Below are 14,544 nucleotides of genomic sequence, written 5' to 3'. Positions count from 1 at the left end.
TCCGTTACGGCGCCTTCGGCTTCTGCCTGAGGTAGAGATAGGTCGGCAACAGGCCGAGCGCGACGATCGCGACCATCACCCACCATCCGCGCTGGAACGCCACGAGGCGCTCCGGCAGGGATGACGGCGAGCCGATGATGGCGACGAAGATCGCGACGCCGACCGCGAGCGAGGCCTGGCGGATCATATTGATCACGCCGGAGCCGGTCGCGAAGGACGACGGCGGCAGGCCTGCGGCGCTGACGCCCATCAGGGTCGGGAACGTCAAGCCGACGCCAATGCCGGTCGGGATCATGCCCATGATCACGAAGGCCGGATGCGGTTCGGGTCCAATCAGGGTTGCCCAGGCAACCAGACCGGCCGCAAAAACCACGATGCCGGCGGTGACGACGGGCGCGGCGCCGAAGCGCGCGATCAGGCGACCGGCAAACAGCAGCGAGGTGATCGGCACCATCAGCGGCCCCGGCGCGATCGCGAGCCCGGTCTGCAACGCCGACCATCCCCACGCCGTCTGTTCCCACAGCGCGACCGACAGCAGCATGGCGCCGAAGGCTGCCGAGTAAGGCGCCATCACCAGGGCAGCCCCGGTGAAGGGACGGATGCGAAACAGCGCCGGATCGACAAAGGGATTTTCAGTGCGCAGGCAGCGCCAGACGAACAGTGCAAGCAGAATGGCGGCGGCGGCAAAACTGTAGCCGATGGCCGGCGCGCGAAAACCCCAGTCGCTGACCTTGACGATGGCGAAGACGAGCGCGCCGATACCGCCTGTCACCAGCACCGCATCGAAGAATTTGGGCCGTGGCGCGTCATGACCTTCGATCTCCGGCAGCTTCCACCAGCCGATCACCAAGGCGATGAGGCCGATCGGGACATTGACGAAGAAGATCCAGCGCCAGTTGACCACTACGAGCACGCCGCCGACGACGGGTCCGAGCGCTGCGGCAAGACCGCCGATCGCGGTCCAGGTCCGCACCGCACCGCCGCGTTTCTCCGGCGCGAACACCGCCAGCAGCAGGCCGAGCGAGGTCGGCGTCATCAGTGCGGCGCCTGCGGCCTGCACGATACGAAACGCGGTCAACATCCCGACGCTGTTGGCGGCCGCGCAGGCGGCCGATGCCACCGTGAAGAGGCCGACGCCGAGCAGGAAGCTGAGATTTCTGCGATGGCGCTCGGCCAGCCGTCCGAAGAACACCAGCAGCGCCGCATAGGCAATGGCGTAGCCGTTCAAGACCCACGACATATCATCGAGCGAGGTGTCCTTGAAGTCCTGTCCAATGCTGGGCAGCGCGACGTTGACGATGAAGAGGTCGAGATTGGCAAGGCAAATGCCGACGCAGACGATCGCCAGCACCAGGTTTGGCGACGTCGACGGACGGGGAGGCTTGGGCCGCAGCGAGAGATCGTCGAGCGGAACCGCGCGGGCGAAGGTGCCGCGTTCAATGCTGTTCATGGATTATGCCTTTTGGTTATGCAATTCAGCCCGCTCGGGGACCAGCGACGGATCCCCGGCGATGCCCGCCAACAGGTTTCGCAGCTCGGCGGCGGCACGCTTGCCAAAGCCGTTTTCGAACTTCTCCTGCGCCGCGAGCCAGAGTGGCCGTGCGTCGGCAAGGCGCGAACGTCCCGCCCGGGTCAGCTTGACCAGGCGGCTTCGTCGATCGACCTCATCGCGCTCCAGGGTGACGAGGCCGTCGCGCTGAAGCGGGCGCAGATTCTGGCCGATGGTGGATTGATCCATGACCAGCGCCTCGGCGAGGTCGCCGATCGCAGGCGCGGCATCGCCGCGGCGATGGATCTCGGTCAGCATCGCGTATTGGGTGGAACGCAGCCCCGAGGGCTCCAGCGCGGCATCATAGAACAGCGTCATGTGGCGCGACGCCTTGCGCAGCGCCGCGCAGTTGCAGCGATTCCGCTCGATAACAGGAAGCTCTAGCTCGGCCATCACGCCCCCAGATATCGGGATATCCCGCCATGTGAAGGGATATCCCGATATTTTCCCAACGTCAACCCGGGAGGTCTCTTGGGCTTCGGCGGGGACACCCCTCACACCCCTGTGAGGAGACTTCGTCAGCGCAGTTCCGACGACATCACGCCGGTCCCGAACGAAGCCGTTTTCCTGACGCCGTGAAAACGGCCGGAAAGACGCGAGGTCTATCGTTGTCGTAGATGATCAACAATGGAGTTCGATCATGTTGGGTCAATTGTTCAGCCTGATCTATCACCTGTCCTGCCGGACAACCTTGGTCGAGATCGGCAGACACCACCTCGCCCGCTGACGGCAAGACAGGTCAGATGGATTGACCAAACAAAAGGGGGTTTCCATGCGCAAGCTGATCCTGATCGCGGCGATGTCGCTGTTGGCCGGCCAAGCCTATGCCGGCGGTCCGCGCAGCCTGAGCCTTTCTGCAACCAATGCGAGCCAGGTGACTGACCAGCCGGCAACCACAACTCCGCCGCAGGCCACACAGGCTCCGACCGCAACGCCACCGGCGAATGTGCAGACGGCGACCACCACGCCGGCCTCAACGCCGCCGGCGGCACCGGCGCCAGCGCAAACCGCGACAGCGACGCCCGCAACGCCTGCTCAGCCGACCGCCGGAGCGACCAAGCCGAAGCACCGCGAACCGTCCACCGAAGCGCGCGTGATCCGCGAACTGCATCGGCATGGGATTTATTGGTGAGAGGATCCGGCTCTCGCTGCCGTCATTGCGAGCGAAGCGAAGCAATCCAGACTTTCTTCAAGGAGACAGTCTGGATTGCTTCGTCGCTGCGCTCCTCGCAATGACGGGGAGAGAGCGGGGCTAGATCCCCAAATACTTATGCTGCAGATCGGGCTCGGCCATCAGTTCGTCCGACGTGCCGCTCCACACGGTCTTGCCACGCTCAATGATGAAGTGGCGGTCGCAGATGCGGGCGAGGTGGTCGACGTTCTTGTCGACGACCAGGATCGACTGTCCACGGCTCTTCAGCAGCGACAGGCAGCTCCAGATCTCTTCGCGGATCAGCGGCGCCAACCCCTCGGTCGCTTCGTCCAGGATCAGGAGCTTTGGGTTGGTCATCAGCGCGCGGCCGATGGCGAGCATCTGCTGCTCGCCGCCGGAGAGCTGGTTGCCCATGTTGGCGGCGCGCTCGGCAAGGCGCGGGAACAGTACGTAGATCGCAGCGAGCGTCCAGGGATTGGCGCTGCTGAAGCGATCGGCCGCGGCCGCGACGAGATTTTCGCGTACGGTGAGGTTCGGGAAGATCTGGCGGCCCTCAGGCACGAGCCCGATGCCGAGCTTGGCGATCCGGTAGGACGGAAGCTGCCGGACCTCGGTATCCGCAAAGCGGATGCTGCCCGCGCGCGCCGGCGTCAAGCCCATGATCGAGCGGATCGTCGTGGTCTTGCCCATGCCGTTGCGGCCCATCAGCGAGACCATCTCGCCGGGCTTGATCGACAGCGACAGGCCGAACAGCACCTGGCTGAGGCCGTAGCAGGTCTCGATACCGTCGACGTCGAGCAGTGTGTCAGCCATGGTGCGTCACCACGTGCTGGTCGCCGAGATAGGCGCGCTTGACGTCTTCGTTGGCGCGGATCGCGGCCGGATCGCCCGACGCAATGACGCGGCCATAGACCAGCACCGAGATGCGGTCGGCGAGCGCGAACACCGCCGGCATGTCGTGCTCGACCAGCACGATCGAGACCTCTTTGCGCAGCTCCTGGAGCAGCTTTACCATGCCCTGGGATTCGGTGACGCCGAGACCGGCCATGGGCTCGTCGAGCAGCAGCAATTTCGGCCTGCTGGCGAGCGCCACCGCAAGCTCGATCTGGCGCCGCTCGCCATGGCTCAGCTTCGACACCAGAACATCGGCGCGATGAGCCAGCCCGACGCGGTCGAGCGCGGCATGCGCGGCAGCGCGCAGGCCCTTCTCCTTGCGCGCATTGGCAAAGAAGCGGAACGAGGTGCCGGCATGGGCCTGCGCTGCCAGCGCGACATTGTCGGCGGCGGTGAAGTCGAGCAGCAGCGAGGTGATCTGGAACGAACGTGCGAGGCCCAGCGCGCAGCGGCGATAGGCCGGCAGATGGGTGATGTCGCGGCCGCCCAACGAGACGCTGCCGGAATGCGGCTCGAGATGCCCGGTGAGCTGGCTGATCAGCGTGGTCTTGCCGGCGCCGTTCGGCCCGATGATGGCGTGCAGCTCGCCCGCGGCAACGTCGAGCGAGACGTTATCCGTCGCGGTGATGCCGCCGAAGCGGCGCACCAGCTTTTCGACGCGGAGCAACGGTTCAGCCACGATTGAGCCTCCCGAGCAGGCCCATGATGCCGCCACGGCCGAACAGCACGATCAGCAGCAGCAGCGGGCCCATGATCAGCGCCCAATATTCGGTGATCTGCGACAGAAACTCTTCCAGCAGCAGATAGACCACCGCGCCCATCACAGGGCCAAACAGCGTGCCCATGCCGCCCAGGATCACCATCACCATGAGATCGCCGGAGCGGGTCCAGTACATCACGGCCGGGCTGACGAAATCGGTGTTGTTGGCGAGCAGCGCGCCGGCAAGGCCGCACATCATGCCGGAGATGACGAAGCAGACCAGCTGGTAGCGCTTGGCCGGGAAGCCGATCGCCTGCATGCGCTGTTCGTTGGAGCGCAGGCCCTGCACGACCAGGCCGAAGCGCGAATTGACGATGCGCCAGATCAGGAAGAGTACTGCGAACAGGCAGGCCAGGCAGAGATAATAGAACTGCGTGCGATTCGACAGATTGATCAGGCCGGAGAAGTCGCTGCGCTTGTAAACGGTGAGACCATCATCGCCGCCGTAACGCGCAAGGCCTGAGGCGACGTAATAGGCCATCTGCGCGAAGGCGAGCGTGATCATGATGAAATAGACGCCGCGGGTGCGCAACGACAGCGCGCCGATCACCAGCGCATAGATCGCGGACGCCGCGAGCGCGACCGGAAACTGGATGAATCCGGAGCCTACGCCTTCCTGTGCCAGCATGCCGACGGCGTAGCCGCCGATGCCGAGATAGGCGGCGTGGCCAAAGCTCATCATGCCGCCAAACCCCATGATGAGGTTGAGGCTCGCCGCCGCCAGCGCCAGGATGACGATGCGGGTGAACAGCGTCATGATGAAGATGTTGCCGGACAGATACGAATAGAGCGGTAGCAGCACGAGGCCCGCCAGCATCAGGGCCGTGACGGCCTTGCTCACCGAGAAAGTCTTCATCGACGGTTGGCCGGAAACAGCCCCTCCGGCCGCACCACCAGCACGATCGCCATGAGCAGATAGATCAGCATGGACGAGAGCGCGGGCGCGGCGGTGGAGGCGGCGGCGCCACTGAGCACCTGCCGCAGCAGATTGGGCAGGAAGGCGCGGCCGAGCGTGTCGATCATGCCGACGAAGATCGCAGCGAGGAACGCGCCGCGGATCGAGCCGATGCCGCCGATCACGATGATGACGAAGGCGAGGATGAGGATGTTCTCGCCCATGCCGATCTGCACGGTGAGGATCGGCGCCTGCATCATGCCGGCCAATCCTGCGAGCGCCGCACCGAGCCCGAACACCAGCGTGTAGAGCAGCTTGATGTTGATGCCGAGCGCGCCGATCATCTCGCGGTTGGAGGCGCCGGCGCGGATCAGCATGCCGATGCGGGTACGCATCACGCCGAGATAGAGCAGCAGCGCCACCAGCAGCGCGACGACGATGATGGCGAGGCGGTACGCCGGATAGTGAATGCCGGGCAGGATCGGCACCGGCACCGTGAGCCAGGCCGGCAGCGGCAGCGCGAGCCCCGCCGGGCCCCAGATCAGCCGCACGGCTTCATTGAAGAACAGGATCAGGCCGAAGGTCGCGAGCACGTGGTCGAGATGGTCGCGCCCGTAGAGATGCCGCAGCGCACTCATTTCGAGCACGATGCCGAGCACAAGGGTCGCACCTAACGCCAGCAGCGCGCCGAGCAGGAAGCTGCCGGTCCACGCCGCGAAGGTCGCGGCGAAATAGGCGCCCATCATGTAGAGCGAGCCGTGCGCGAGGTTGACGAGATCCATGATCCCGAACACCAGCGTCAGGCCGGCGGCGAGCAGGAACAGCAGCAGACCGAACTGCAATCCGTTCAAGAACTGTTCGACGACGAGCAGCATCAAAACTCTTTCAGGCGCATGCGAACGCGCGCCGATGTTCGAACACAGTCGCCATCAGTGAAAGAGCTCCCCCTGCCTCTTCAAGGCGGAAAAATGGGTAATGGCAGTATCGTTCCGAGGCAAGAGTGATTCCGCGCCAAACATGCACTTTGTTGCATGCCGGTGCATGCGATCAAAATGAGGCCCTGCAAAACCAGCCCTGCAAGAAGACTGCCGCGCGGGGTGGGTCAGCCTGCCGCACCCAAACGATCACCCTCGCCCTGTTGCCAAGGAGAGGGTGGGCCGCTTGTCGGAATGAAGATATTTCTAGTGCGACGTCATCTGGCGGGGGAGATCATCCGGCTCGCTCAACTCGCTGTTGGCGGTCGAGGCCTCCAGCGCCGCCATCCGGAACAGGTAGGCGAGCGTCGCCAACCCGGTGTCTTCGGCCATCTGCGCCAGCTCGAGCGCCATGTCGGACATGTAGCCGAGATTCTCGTCCTTGGTTTGCGCCATGATCTGGCTGTCTCGCATCATGTTCGACATCTCAGGCGCTCTTTCGTTGGGCGGCGGTGCGGCCGCAAAGGTTGGCACGGGCGATGCAATCGAGACGCGGTCCGTCCTGCTGGACGAGGCTCTTCATCCCGATCCGTTCGCGGACGACGTTGAGTGATTCCTGGCGGATCTCGATGGTCGCGGCCATGGTCCAGGAGTCCTCGACCAGCGCCGGCAATCCCAGCGGCGTGACGACGAAGCCGATATCGTGGAAGCGCGGCAGCCACCATGTTTCCATGACGAGGCAAAGCCGCTCGATGCCCTGATCGAGGCAGAACTCCTGCGCCGCCGCCATCAGTTGCAGATTGAACGCGCCGTCGCGGCGCTCGCGCGTCACGAAGAAGCGCGACCACTCCCAGATCTGCGGATCGACCGGGCAGCCGCGCACCGCAGCAAGATGGGGGAAGACCTCGCTCATCATGGTCGGCTTGGTGGTCGGATACAGGCGGGAGCCGCCGAGCACGCGGCGGTTCTCGAGAGCCAGCAAATAGATCGCGTCCTCGTTGTCGTAAACGTCGATCTCGCGGCTGTCGGGCTTGCGCAGTTCCTCCCACTTCCGCTCTTCGACGAAAATCTCGTGGCGTATCCGGAAATGCTGCTCGAGAACGTCTTCGTAAAGGTGCCGGTTCTCGGCAGAAATGACATGAATCATGAACTCCCCCATGGCTTGAAATGGGGGCAGCCTCAGCGAAAAAGGCCAAACCGACTATTGGGAAATTTCCCAGTAGGCGAAGATTTCAGGGATTGATGATTCTTTGGCGGATCGCGATCGCGACCGCATGCGTGCGGTTGACGGCGCCGAGCTTGCGCGCAGCGGTTGCAAGATGCTCTTCCGCGGTGCGCTGCGTGATGTTCAGGATCTCGCCGATCTCCCAGGCAGACTTGCCCTGCGACGCCCAGGCGATCACCTCGCGCTCGCGCGGGGTCAGGCGCGCCGACGGATGCGGCGACGGCGCCAGCAGGCGGCGAATGTGGTCGAAGCCGTACATCGCGATCAAATGCAGTGCCGGCTTGCTGCGGGCATTGAGATCGAGATGAACGCCGCCGAGCGAGACGCCGGCCTCATAACCGGTCAGGCCGTGGATCGGCACGACGAAACCGCGCGACATGCGGAAATCGGCGGCGCGTCGCATCACTTCCACTGCGCCCGGCTCCTGTTCCGCATCATAAGGCGCTTCCGACCATTCGAACGGATTGACCGTCTGGCGGCACTTCCGGATCACGGGATCGACGCGATCGTAGCTCTTTTCGGTGTAGAGGCTGAACCACTCCGCCGGCCATTTCTTGGCCAGCACCATCTGGGAAAAGCGCTGATCGGGATTCGGCAATCCGGTGACGATGATATGCTCGAAGCCATAGCGGCCGAACGCGAGCGCAAGCGCGTCCATGGCGTCAGGAACCTTGCGATAGGCTCCCAGCCCTTCGATGAAGTCCAGCGCTTCCCGGCCATAATCCACGGCGGACATCGGTGCGTCCCCTGACCCTCGCCGCTCCGTATAGCACGTCTTTGGGGGCTGCCTCAATTTACCGCGTCCGTAAATTCCCGGTGTGGCACTGGCATCGGAGATTTAATCTACTTGTGGAGGAAGTGACGTCAAGTTACACCTATGGCGTCTAGAGCGGGAAAGCTACGATGGAAGACGAGAACATCGCCCTCAACAGCGTGCTCGGCCTGGAATTGAACCGCGTGTTTTTCGCCGTGCGCGATACGGCCAACAAGCAGAAGATCATCGAGTTCGCGCGCGACGTGCTGCAAAGCGAGCGTCCCAAGCTCGTCGACAGCGCCTCACCGGACAATCCCGCGAGATAGCACGCAGGTGCAGCAGACGGCGCCGATGCAACCGCGCGGCGATGCCGTTCGATTTGAGCGCGCTGCCTTTGGTCGAAACACCCTGACTGCGACGTTACCCATCCTCCCCGCTCCACCAAAAGCCCCACTTGCCGCTGGATGACATCACGGCTGTCGTGAGATGATCGCCGCCGCGATCGTCTTTCGGATGCCAGGGATATTTCAAGACCATGATGACTCTGCGCCAGGTTGAAGTGATCCGTGCCGTGATGGTGACGGGCACCATTGGCGGCGCGGCGAAGCTGTTGAACGTATCGGCGCCGGGGATCAGCCGGCTGGTCAAATACACCGAGCGCTCGCTCGGCATCCGCTTCTTCCAGCGCCAGAATGGCCGCTACTTCCCGACGCCGGAAGCCGAGAACATTTTCGAGCAGATCAACGGCGTCTACAAGAAGGTCGACGACCTCTCCGAGATCATCTCCAAGATCGGCCGCGGCGGATTGTCGGAACTGCGCATCGGCTCGGTGCCGAGCATCTCGCAGGTGATGGTGCCCCGCGCGATCGAGCGCGTCCGCCGCCGCTATCCCGATCTCGGCATCGACATCAACATCCTCAAGCTCGAGGAAGCGATCGACTATCTCCTGCTCGGCCGCGGCGAGTGCGTGGCGATGAGCTACCGGCTGGAGCATTCCGGCCTCGACTTCATGCCGCTCGCCTCGGGCGAGCTCTATTGCATCGTGCCGCCCGGCCACGAGCTTGCCGGCCGCAAGCAGGTCTCCGCCGCCGAGATCACCCGCTATCCGCTGATCGGCATCGATCCGAACGACCCTTACGGCCGGATCATGGCCGAGATTTTTGCGCGCAACCGGCTGCAGTACAACATCACCATCCGCGCGCGCTTCGGCACCACGGTCTGCGCGCTGGTGAAGGCGGGGCTCGGTATCGCCATCATCGACCAGTTCACGGTGGCCCATGGCGGCTATCCCGGGATCGAGCTGATCAAGATCACCGAGCCGACCCGGTTCGACACCTACATTGCGGTCAAGCGCGGAGCACCGCTGTCGCTCCATGTCGAGCATTTCATCGAGTCCCTGCGCGCCGAGATGCGCGCGGTCGAACCGTCGCGCGGCAACGGCAAGGCCACCGCGGGGCGCGGGCGGAACAAATAACATTATGTTAGGTTTGCTGGATAAATGGGTAATTGTGTTAGGCAGGGGAAAGACTATCGTCCCTCTTGGAATGGCGCGGATTTCTCCGCTAATGGCCGGACCTCAACGCGCTCCAAGAGACGATAGTGGATCATGTCTAGCCGCGGACCCATCGCCCCCAAGAAACTCCTGACCGGCCTGATCGGCGCGCCGATCGCCCATTCCGCCTCCCCCGCCATGCATGAGCGCGCCGCCGAGGCGCTTGGCCTGCGCGGCCATTATCAGCTCATCGAGGTCGCAGGCGCGGATACGACCGGTCTCAGCATGATGCTCGAGGGCGTGCGGCGGCTCGGCTTTGCCGGCGTCAACGTCACGTTCCCCTACAAGGAGGCGGTGGTGCCGCTGCTCGACGAGCTGGCCACGACTGCGGCCACCATGGCAGCGGTCAACACCGTCGTCGTCAAGGACGGTCGCCTGATCGGCCACAACACCGACACCACCGGCTTTGCGCGTGCCGTCAAGCCGTTGCTGGCGCCTGCCGGAAATGCGGTGGCCGTGATCGGCACCGGCGGCGTCGGCAAGGCGATCGCCTTTGCGCTGGCGAGCCTGAAGGTGGCTGACCTCCGCATCTTCGACAGCGAGCCGGCGCGGGCCGAGAAACTCGCCGCGCTGCTGGCCAGGCATGGTGGCGCGCGGGTCGCCAGGAGCGTCGAGGACGCGCTCGACGGCGCAACCGGCCTCGTCAACGGCACGCCGGTCGGCATGCTGCCGAACCGGGACACGCCGGTCGCACCGGCGCTGGTGCGCCAGAGCTTGTGGGTCGCCGACGCCGTCTATTCGCCGCTGATCACGCCGCTCCTTGCCGCCGCGCAGGAGAAGGGCGCGCGGATCATGACCGGGCGCGAGCTTGCGATCTACCAGGCTGCCGACGCGTTCGAACTGTTCACAGGCCTTGCGCCGTCGACCGAAGTCATGGGAGAGGCTTTTGACGCCGTGATGGCCGCGCGCAGCGCCGCCTATCAGGCAGCTTGAGGCGAAGCGGCCGGACACAAGGCCGCTTGCAAAATTGAACCGGGAGGAGAGGACGATGAAATCAACGCTACTGGTGGGCGCGCTGCTCTCCGCAATCACGACCTCGGGCGCCTTTGCACAGGCGATCAAGCTTGCTGACGTCGCCGAACTCTCGGGTGGCGGCGCCACCGTCGGCACCAACTGGAAGAACGGCATCGACCTCGCGATCGAGGAGATCAACGCCAAGGGCGGCGTGCTCGGCCGCAAGCTCGAAGTCAGCCATGCCGACTCGCAGTCCAACCCCGGCGTGGCGCGCGCGCAGGTGCAGAAGGCGCTCGACGCCGAGCCCTATGTGCTGCTCGGGCCCGGCTATTCGGGCTCGGTGAAGGTCACCGCGCCGCTAGCAGCCGAAGCCGGGATTGCGCAGATCATGGGCGGCGAAGCCGCCGAGTTGACGCAAGGAGGCAACAAGTTCCTGTTCCGCACCTCGTTCGGCCAGCAGTCTTCGATGCCGAAGGTCGCAAAGTACATCCACGACGACATGAAGGCGAAGTCGGTCGCGGTGGTCTGGGTCAACAATGATTTCGGTCGCGGCGGGCGCGACGTCGTCATCAAGGAGCTGGAGCGGCTCGGCTCCAAGGTCGTCGCCGATCTCTCGACCGAAGCCGGACAAGCCGATTTCGCCGCCGACGTCGGCAAGATCAAGGCCGCCAATCCCGACGCCGTGTTCGTCTATCTGAACGAGGAAGAGAGCGCGCGTATTCTCAAGGAGCTCAAGCGCCAGGGCGTCACTGCGCCGCTGATGGGCGAGACCACGCTGATCGGCCAGAAGGTGATCGAGCTCGCCGGCGATGCCGCCAACGGCGCGCGCGGCCATGTCGGCCTCACTACCGATGCGCCGGTCGATTTGATCAAGGCGTTCCGCGACAAGTTCGCGAAGAAGTACAATTACGTTCCTGATCATAACGGCCTGAAAGGCTACCTCGCCGTCTACATGGTGAAGGCCACCACCGAGAAGATGGGCAAGGTCGATTCCAAGGCCTTCGCCGACACGCTGCATGGCTTGACCATCGAGGCCGCGGACGAGCCGGGCATTTTGATGGACGTCACCTTCAACGAGACCGGCGACATCGACCGGCAGAGTTTTCTGGTCGAGGTGGTCGAAGGCAAGCAGTTGGTGAAGCAGGTGCTGCCGAAAGTGAAGTGAGGAACGAGGTCTCTCTTCTCCCTCGCCCCGCTCTTCGCGGGGAGAGGGAGAAGAGAGAGAGACGGGGAGAGGGAGACGACACAGCTGAACGAGGGACACGCGAGGCAATAATGTCCAATCTGTTCGATCTTCTGGTCGCCGGACTGGTCACTGGCGCGATTTACGCGCTGGTCGCGGTTGGCTTCACGCTGCTGTGGCAGACCTCGCAGACCATCAATTTCGCGCAAGGCGAGTTCGTGATGCTGCCGGCGTTCCTAATGCTGGCGGCGATGCATGCCGGCGCGCCGTTCTGGCTCGCGATCATCCTCGGCATCCTGCTGTCAATGATCCTGCTTGGGCTGGCCTTCAAGATGCTGCTGGTCGATCCGATGATGCGCCATGGCGTGCTGCCGCTGGCAATCGCGACCATGGCGCTCGCGATCGGCATCAAGGAAGCCGTAAAACAGTTCTTCAGCGCGGAAGCTTCGCCCTTCCCGTCGATTGTGCCGACCGGCGACATCTCCATCCTCGGCCACGCCGTCTCGCTGCAAAGCATCGGCGTGCTCGTCGTCGCCATCCTTGCCGTGTTCGGCCTGACCACGCTCCTCAACCGCACCTCGCTTGGCCACCAGATGCAGGCGGCAGCGCAAAACCCGACGGTCGCACGCATCATCGGCGTGCCCGTTGAGCGCATGATCCTGCTGACCTTCCTGATCAACGCCTTCCTGGTCGCGTTGGCCTCGCTGCTGATCACGCCGATTTATCTGGCAAAGTTTTCGAGCGGCGAGGTGCTGGGCCAGGCGGCCTTCATCGCCGCGATCGTCGGTGGCTTCAACCAGGTGCGCGGCGCGATCGCCGGCGGCCTGTTGATCGGCGTGCTCGACAACCTCGCGGCCGCCTATGTCTCGACGCAGTACCGCGCCGCCGTGCCGATGATCTTCCTGATCGCCGTCATCCTGCTCCGGCCGCAAGGACTGCTCGGCCGCGCCGAGGAGCGCACGGTATGAGTGGTCTCGGCAAATCCCTGAAGATCGCGCTCGGCCTTGCCGTCATTGCCGGCCTGATCATCGTGCCCATGAACTTCAACCGCTACGGCCTGTTCATCCTGAGCCAGTGGGCGGTGATGACAATTGCCGCGATGGGGCTCAATTTGACGCTCGGCTATGCCGGCCAGGTCTCGCTGGCGCAGGGCGCCTTCGTCGGCATCGGCGCCTATGCCGCCGCGATCATGACGACGCATGGCTGGCCGCTGCCGGCCGCGATCCTGGTTGCGATCGTGCTGAGCTTCGGCGTCGGCTGGGTGCTCGGCTATCCCGCGCTGCGCGTGCAGCACCACTACCTCGCCTTCGTCACGCTCGCCTTCTCGACCCTGGCCTTCCTGGTGTTCCGCAACGAGAGCTGGCTCACCGGCGGCATCTACGGCATTTCCAACATTCCGCGGCCGCATATCTTTGGCATCGCGACCAACAAGCCGCTGCCGTTCTACTATGTCTGCCTCGGCTCGCTCGCGATCGTGTCCGTCGCGGTGTGGTGGCTGATCCGCTCGCCCTGGGGCCGCGCCTTCATGGCGCTGCGCGAAAATCCGCTGCGCGCCCAGTCGCTCGGCATCGATACCCGCCGCTACACGTTGATGGCCTTTGCGATCGGCTCGGCACTCGGCGGCGTCGCCGGCGCGCTCTATGCGCCGCTGACGCAATATATCGACCCCGTGCCGTTCAACCTGTCGCTCTCGCTCGATCTCCTGATGATGGTGATCGTCGGCGGCGCCGGCTTTTACTTCGGTCCTTTCCTGGGAGCGATGATCGCGGTGCTGCTGCCGGAATGGCTGCGCTTCACCGAAGGGTATTATCTGATGCTCTACGCGATCGCAGTGATGGGACTTCTGATCTGGTCGCCGACGGGTATCCTGGGAATCCTGGACCGCTATCTCGCCGAGCGCCGCACCAAGGCGGCCTCCGCGTTGCGCGCCGTCGCAAAGTCCCGCCTGGAGACGGCGCAATGAGTGCGGTCCTCGAAGTCACCGACATCAAGAAGAGCTTTGGCGGCATCACCGCGGTCGACGGCGTCTCGTTCGACGTGCGCGAGGGCGAGATCCTCGGCCTGATCGGCCCGAACGGCTGCGGCAAATCGACCCTGTTCAACTGCATCCTCGGCCAACTCACGCCATCAGGCGGCGAGGTCAAGCTCGACGGCAAGGTCGTCACCGGCCTGCGCCCCTCCGAGCTCAACAAGCTCGGCGTCAGCCGCACCTTCCAGCTCTTGCAGGTGTTTCCGAAACTCTCGGTGCGCGAGAACCTGATCCTCGCCGGACAGGAGCATCAGGGCAACATGGCCTCGCGCCTGGTCGGGCGCTCCGATGCCGGGCTGACTGATACCGCCAACCAGATGATCGGCTTCTTCAAGCTCGATCATCTCGCCGCGGAGCCTGCCGGCGGCCTCTCATACGGCCAGCAAAAGCTGCTCGACGCCGCCATGGCCTTCATGGGCGGCCCGCGCCTGGCGTTGCTCGACGAGCCCGCCGGCGGCGTCAATCCGACGATGCTGACGGATCTGAAGGAACGCCTGGTCGCGATCAACCGCGAGAAGAACGCCACCTTCGTCGTGATCGAGCACAACATGGAGTTCGTGATGTCGCTGTGCTCGCGGGTGATGGTGATGGCGGAAGGCAAGGTGCTGGCGATGGGGCGACCGGACGAGGTCCGGAAAAACTCCGCCGTGATCGAAGCCTATCTCGGACATTAGGGAAAGCG

17 protein-coding genes are annotated in these 14,544 nt (G+C 64.2%); 8 read left to right on the top strand and 9 right to left on the bottom strand.

Annotation, left to right across the window (positions count from 1 at the left end):
- Nucleotides 1-4 precede the first annotated feature (4 nt).
- Entirely contained in the window at nucleotides 5-1,450 is a 1,446-nt protein-coding gene (locus tag V1280_RS32280) for an MFS transporter (protein WP_334534004.1), read from the bottom strand.
- A 3-nt stretch (nucleotides 1,451-1,453) separates the two neighbouring features.
- Nucleotides 1,454-1,942: a MarR family winged helix-turn-helix transcriptional regulator gene (locus V1280_RS32275; protein WP_334534001.1), complete on the bottom strand. Its 489-nt coding sequence runs from the start codon at nucleotides 1,940-1,942 to the stop codon at nucleotides 1,454-1,456.
- Nucleotides 1,943-2,321: 379 nt separating this feature from the next.
- Between V1280_RS32275 and V1280_RS32270 the strand changes: the two genes are divergently transcribed.
- Complete coding sequence (locus V1280_RS32270) at nucleotides 2,322-2,681, top strand: hypothetical protein (RefSeq protein ID WP_334533998.1); 360 nt, start codon at nucleotides 2,322-2,324, stop codon at nucleotides 2,679-2,681.
- Between the two features lie 120 nt (nucleotides 2,682-2,801).
- Here the strand turns inward: V1280_RS32270 and V1280_RS32265 are convergent, their stop codons facing one another.
- The 7 genes from V1280_RS32265 to V1280_RS32235 form a co-directional block, all read right to left on the bottom strand.
- Nucleotides 2,802-3,515, bottom strand: a complete 714-nt coding sequence (locus V1280_RS32265) for an ABC transporter ATP-binding protein (RefSeq protein WP_334533995.1) — start codon at nucleotides 3,513-3,515, stop codon at nucleotides 2,802-2,804.
- Entirely contained in the window at nucleotides 3,508-4,275 is a 768-nt protein-coding gene (locus tag V1280_RS32260; RefSeq protein ID WP_334533993.1) for an ABC transporter ATP-binding protein, read from the bottom strand. Before V1280_RS32260 ends, V1280_RS32265 begins: the two co-directional genes overlap by 8 nt.
- On the bottom strand, nucleotides 4,268-5,212 hold the full coding sequence (locus V1280_RS32255; RefSeq protein WP_334533990.1) for a branched-chain amino acid ABC transporter permease: 945 nt from the start codon (nucleotides 5,210-5,212) through the stop codon (nucleotides 4,268-4,270). Before V1280_RS32255 ends, V1280_RS32260 begins: the two co-directional genes overlap by 8 nt.
- A complete protein-coding gene (locus tag V1280_RS32250; protein ID WP_148777384.1) occupies nucleotides 5,209-6,126 on the bottom strand; it encodes a branched-chain amino acid ABC transporter permease in 918 nt (305 codons plus the stop codon). The genes V1280_RS32255 and V1280_RS32250 overlap by 4 nt, the downstream gene beginning before the upstream one ends.
- A gap of 306 nt (nucleotides 6,127-6,432) precedes the next feature.
- Nucleotides 6,433-6,651, bottom strand: a complete 219-nt coding sequence (locus tag V1280_RS32245) for a hypothetical protein (RefSeq protein ID WP_334533985.1) — start codon at nucleotides 6,649-6,651, stop codon at nucleotides 6,433-6,435.
- Nucleotide 6,652: 1 nt separating this feature from the next.
- Entirely contained in the window at nucleotides 6,653-7,312 is a 660-nt protein-coding gene (locus V1280_RS32240; protein ID WP_334533982.1) for an acyl-homoserine-lactone synthase, read from the bottom strand.
- A gap of 85 nt (nucleotides 7,313-7,397) precedes the next feature.
- Nucleotides 7,398-8,126: a LuxR family transcriptional regulator gene (locus V1280_RS32235; protein ID WP_148777387.1), complete on the bottom strand. Its 729-nt coding sequence runs from the start codon at nucleotides 8,124-8,126 to the stop codon at nucleotides 7,398-7,400.
- A 167-nt stretch (nucleotides 8,127-8,293) separates the two neighbouring features.
- Here V1280_RS32235 and V1280_RS32230 point away from each other — a divergent pair, with 167 nt between their 5' ends.
- From V1280_RS32230 to V1280_RS32200, 7 genes are all read left to right on the top strand, one after another.
- Nucleotides 8,294-8,470, top strand: coding sequence for a hypothetical protein (locus tag V1280_RS32230; protein ID WP_334533978.1), 177 nt, complete (start codon nucleotides 8,294-8,296; stop codon nucleotides 8,468-8,470).
- Between the two features lie 209 nt (nucleotides 8,471-8,679).
- Entirely contained in the window at nucleotides 8,680-9,618 is a 939-nt protein-coding gene (locus tag V1280_RS32225; protein ID WP_334533975.1) for a LysR family transcriptional regulator, read from the top strand.
- Nucleotides 9,619-9,750: 132 nt separating this feature from the next.
- Nucleotides 9,751-10,629, top strand: coding sequence for a shikimate dehydrogenase (locus V1280_RS32220; RefSeq protein ID WP_334533972.1), 879 nt, complete (start codon nucleotides 9,751-9,753; stop codon nucleotides 10,627-10,629).
- A 55-nt stretch (nucleotides 10,630-10,684) separates the two neighbouring features.
- On the top strand, nucleotides 10,685-11,815 hold the full coding sequence (locus tag V1280_RS32215) for an ABC transporter substrate-binding protein (protein WP_334533969.1): 1,131 nt from the start codon (nucleotides 10,685-10,687) through the stop codon (nucleotides 11,813-11,815).
- 110 nt (nucleotides 11,816-11,925) lie between these two features.
- Nucleotides 11,926-12,801, top strand: a complete 876-nt coding sequence (locus V1280_RS32210; RefSeq protein WP_334533966.1) for a branched-chain amino acid ABC transporter permease — start codon at nucleotides 11,926-11,928, stop codon at nucleotides 12,799-12,801.
- Nucleotides 12,798-13,796, top strand: a complete 999-nt coding sequence (locus V1280_RS32205) for a branched-chain amino acid ABC transporter permease (RefSeq protein WP_334533963.1) — start codon at nucleotides 12,798-12,800, stop codon at nucleotides 13,794-13,796. Before V1280_RS32210 ends, V1280_RS32205 begins: the two co-directional genes overlap by 4 nt.
- Entirely contained in the window at nucleotides 13,793-14,536 is a 744-nt protein-coding gene (locus tag V1280_RS32200) for an ABC transporter ATP-binding protein (protein ID WP_334533960.1), read from the top strand. Before V1280_RS32205 ends, V1280_RS32200 begins: the two co-directional genes overlap by 4 nt.
- Nucleotides 14,537-14,544 lie beyond the last annotated feature (8 nt).

The sequence above is a fragment of the Bradyrhizobium sp. AZCC 2230 genome (assembly GCF_036924495.1).
In the GTDB taxonomy this organism is placed as follows: Bacteria; Pseudomonadota; Alphaproteobacteria; order Rhizobiales; family Xanthobacteraceae; genus Bradyrhizobium; species Bradyrhizobium rifense.
The sequence above is the reverse complement of the archived record's forward strand: the minus strand, read 5'-3'. Positions and strand labels throughout refer to the sequence as shown.

Coding starts and splice junctions, on each gene's coding strand:
- V1280_RS32275 (WP_334534001.1), bottom strand. CDS start 1,942: ATGGCCGAGCTAGAGCTTCCTGTTATCGAGCGGAATCGCTGCAACTGC.
- V1280_RS32240 (WP_334533982.1), bottom strand. CDS start 7,312: ATGATTCATGTCATTTCTGCCGAGAACCGGCACCTTTACGAAGACGTT.
- V1280_RS32210 (WP_334533966.1), top strand. CDS start 11,926: ATGTCCAATCTGTTCGATCTTCTGGTCGCCGGACTGGTCACTGGCGCG.
- V1280_RS32230 (WP_334533978.1), top strand. CDS start 8,294: ATGGAAGACGAGAACATCGCCCTCAACAGCGTGCTCGGCCTGGAATTG.
- V1280_RS32205 (WP_334533963.1), top strand. CDS start 12,798: ATGAGTGGTCTCGGCAAATCCCTGAAGATCGCGCTCGGCCTTGCCGTC.
- V1280_RS32265 (WP_334533995.1), bottom strand. CDS start 3,515: ATGGCTGACACACTGCTCGACGTCGACGGTATCGAGACCTGCTACGGC.
- V1280_RS32245 (WP_334533985.1), bottom strand. CDS start 6,651: ATGTCGAACATGATGCGAGACAGCCAGATCATGGCGCAAACCAAGGAC.
- V1280_RS32220 (WP_334533972.1), top strand. CDS start 9,751: ATGTCTAGCCGCGGACCCATCGCCCCCAAGAAACTCCTGACCGGCCTG.
- V1280_RS32270 (WP_334533998.1), top strand. CDS start 2,322: ATGCGCAAGCTGATCCTGATCGCGGCGATGTCGCTGTTGGCCGGCCAA.
- V1280_RS32235 (WP_148777387.1), bottom strand. CDS start 8,126: ATGTCCGCCGTGGATTATGGCCGGGAAGCGCTGGACTTCATCGAAGGG.
- V1280_RS32225 (WP_334533975.1), top strand. CDS start 8,680: ATGATGACTCTGCGCCAGGTTGAAGTGATCCGTGCCGTGATGGTGACG.
- V1280_RS32250 (WP_148777384.1), bottom strand. CDS start 6,126: ATGCTGCTCGTCGTCGAACAGTTCTTGAACGGATTGCAGTTCGGTCTG.
- V1280_RS32215 (WP_334533969.1), top strand. CDS start 10,685: ATGAAATCAACGCTACTGGTGGGCGCGCTGCTCTCCGCAATCACGACC.
- V1280_RS32255 (WP_334533990.1), bottom strand. CDS start 5,212: ATGAAGACTTTCTCGGTGAGCAAGGCCGTCACGGCCCTGATGCTGGCG.
- V1280_RS32200 (WP_334533960.1), top strand. CDS start 13,793: ATGAGTGCGGTCCTCGAAGTCACCGACATCAAGAAGAGCTTTGGCGGC.
- V1280_RS32280 (WP_334534004.1), bottom strand. CDS start 1,450: ATGAACAGCATTGAACGCGGCACCTTCGCCCGCGCGGTTCCGCTCGAC.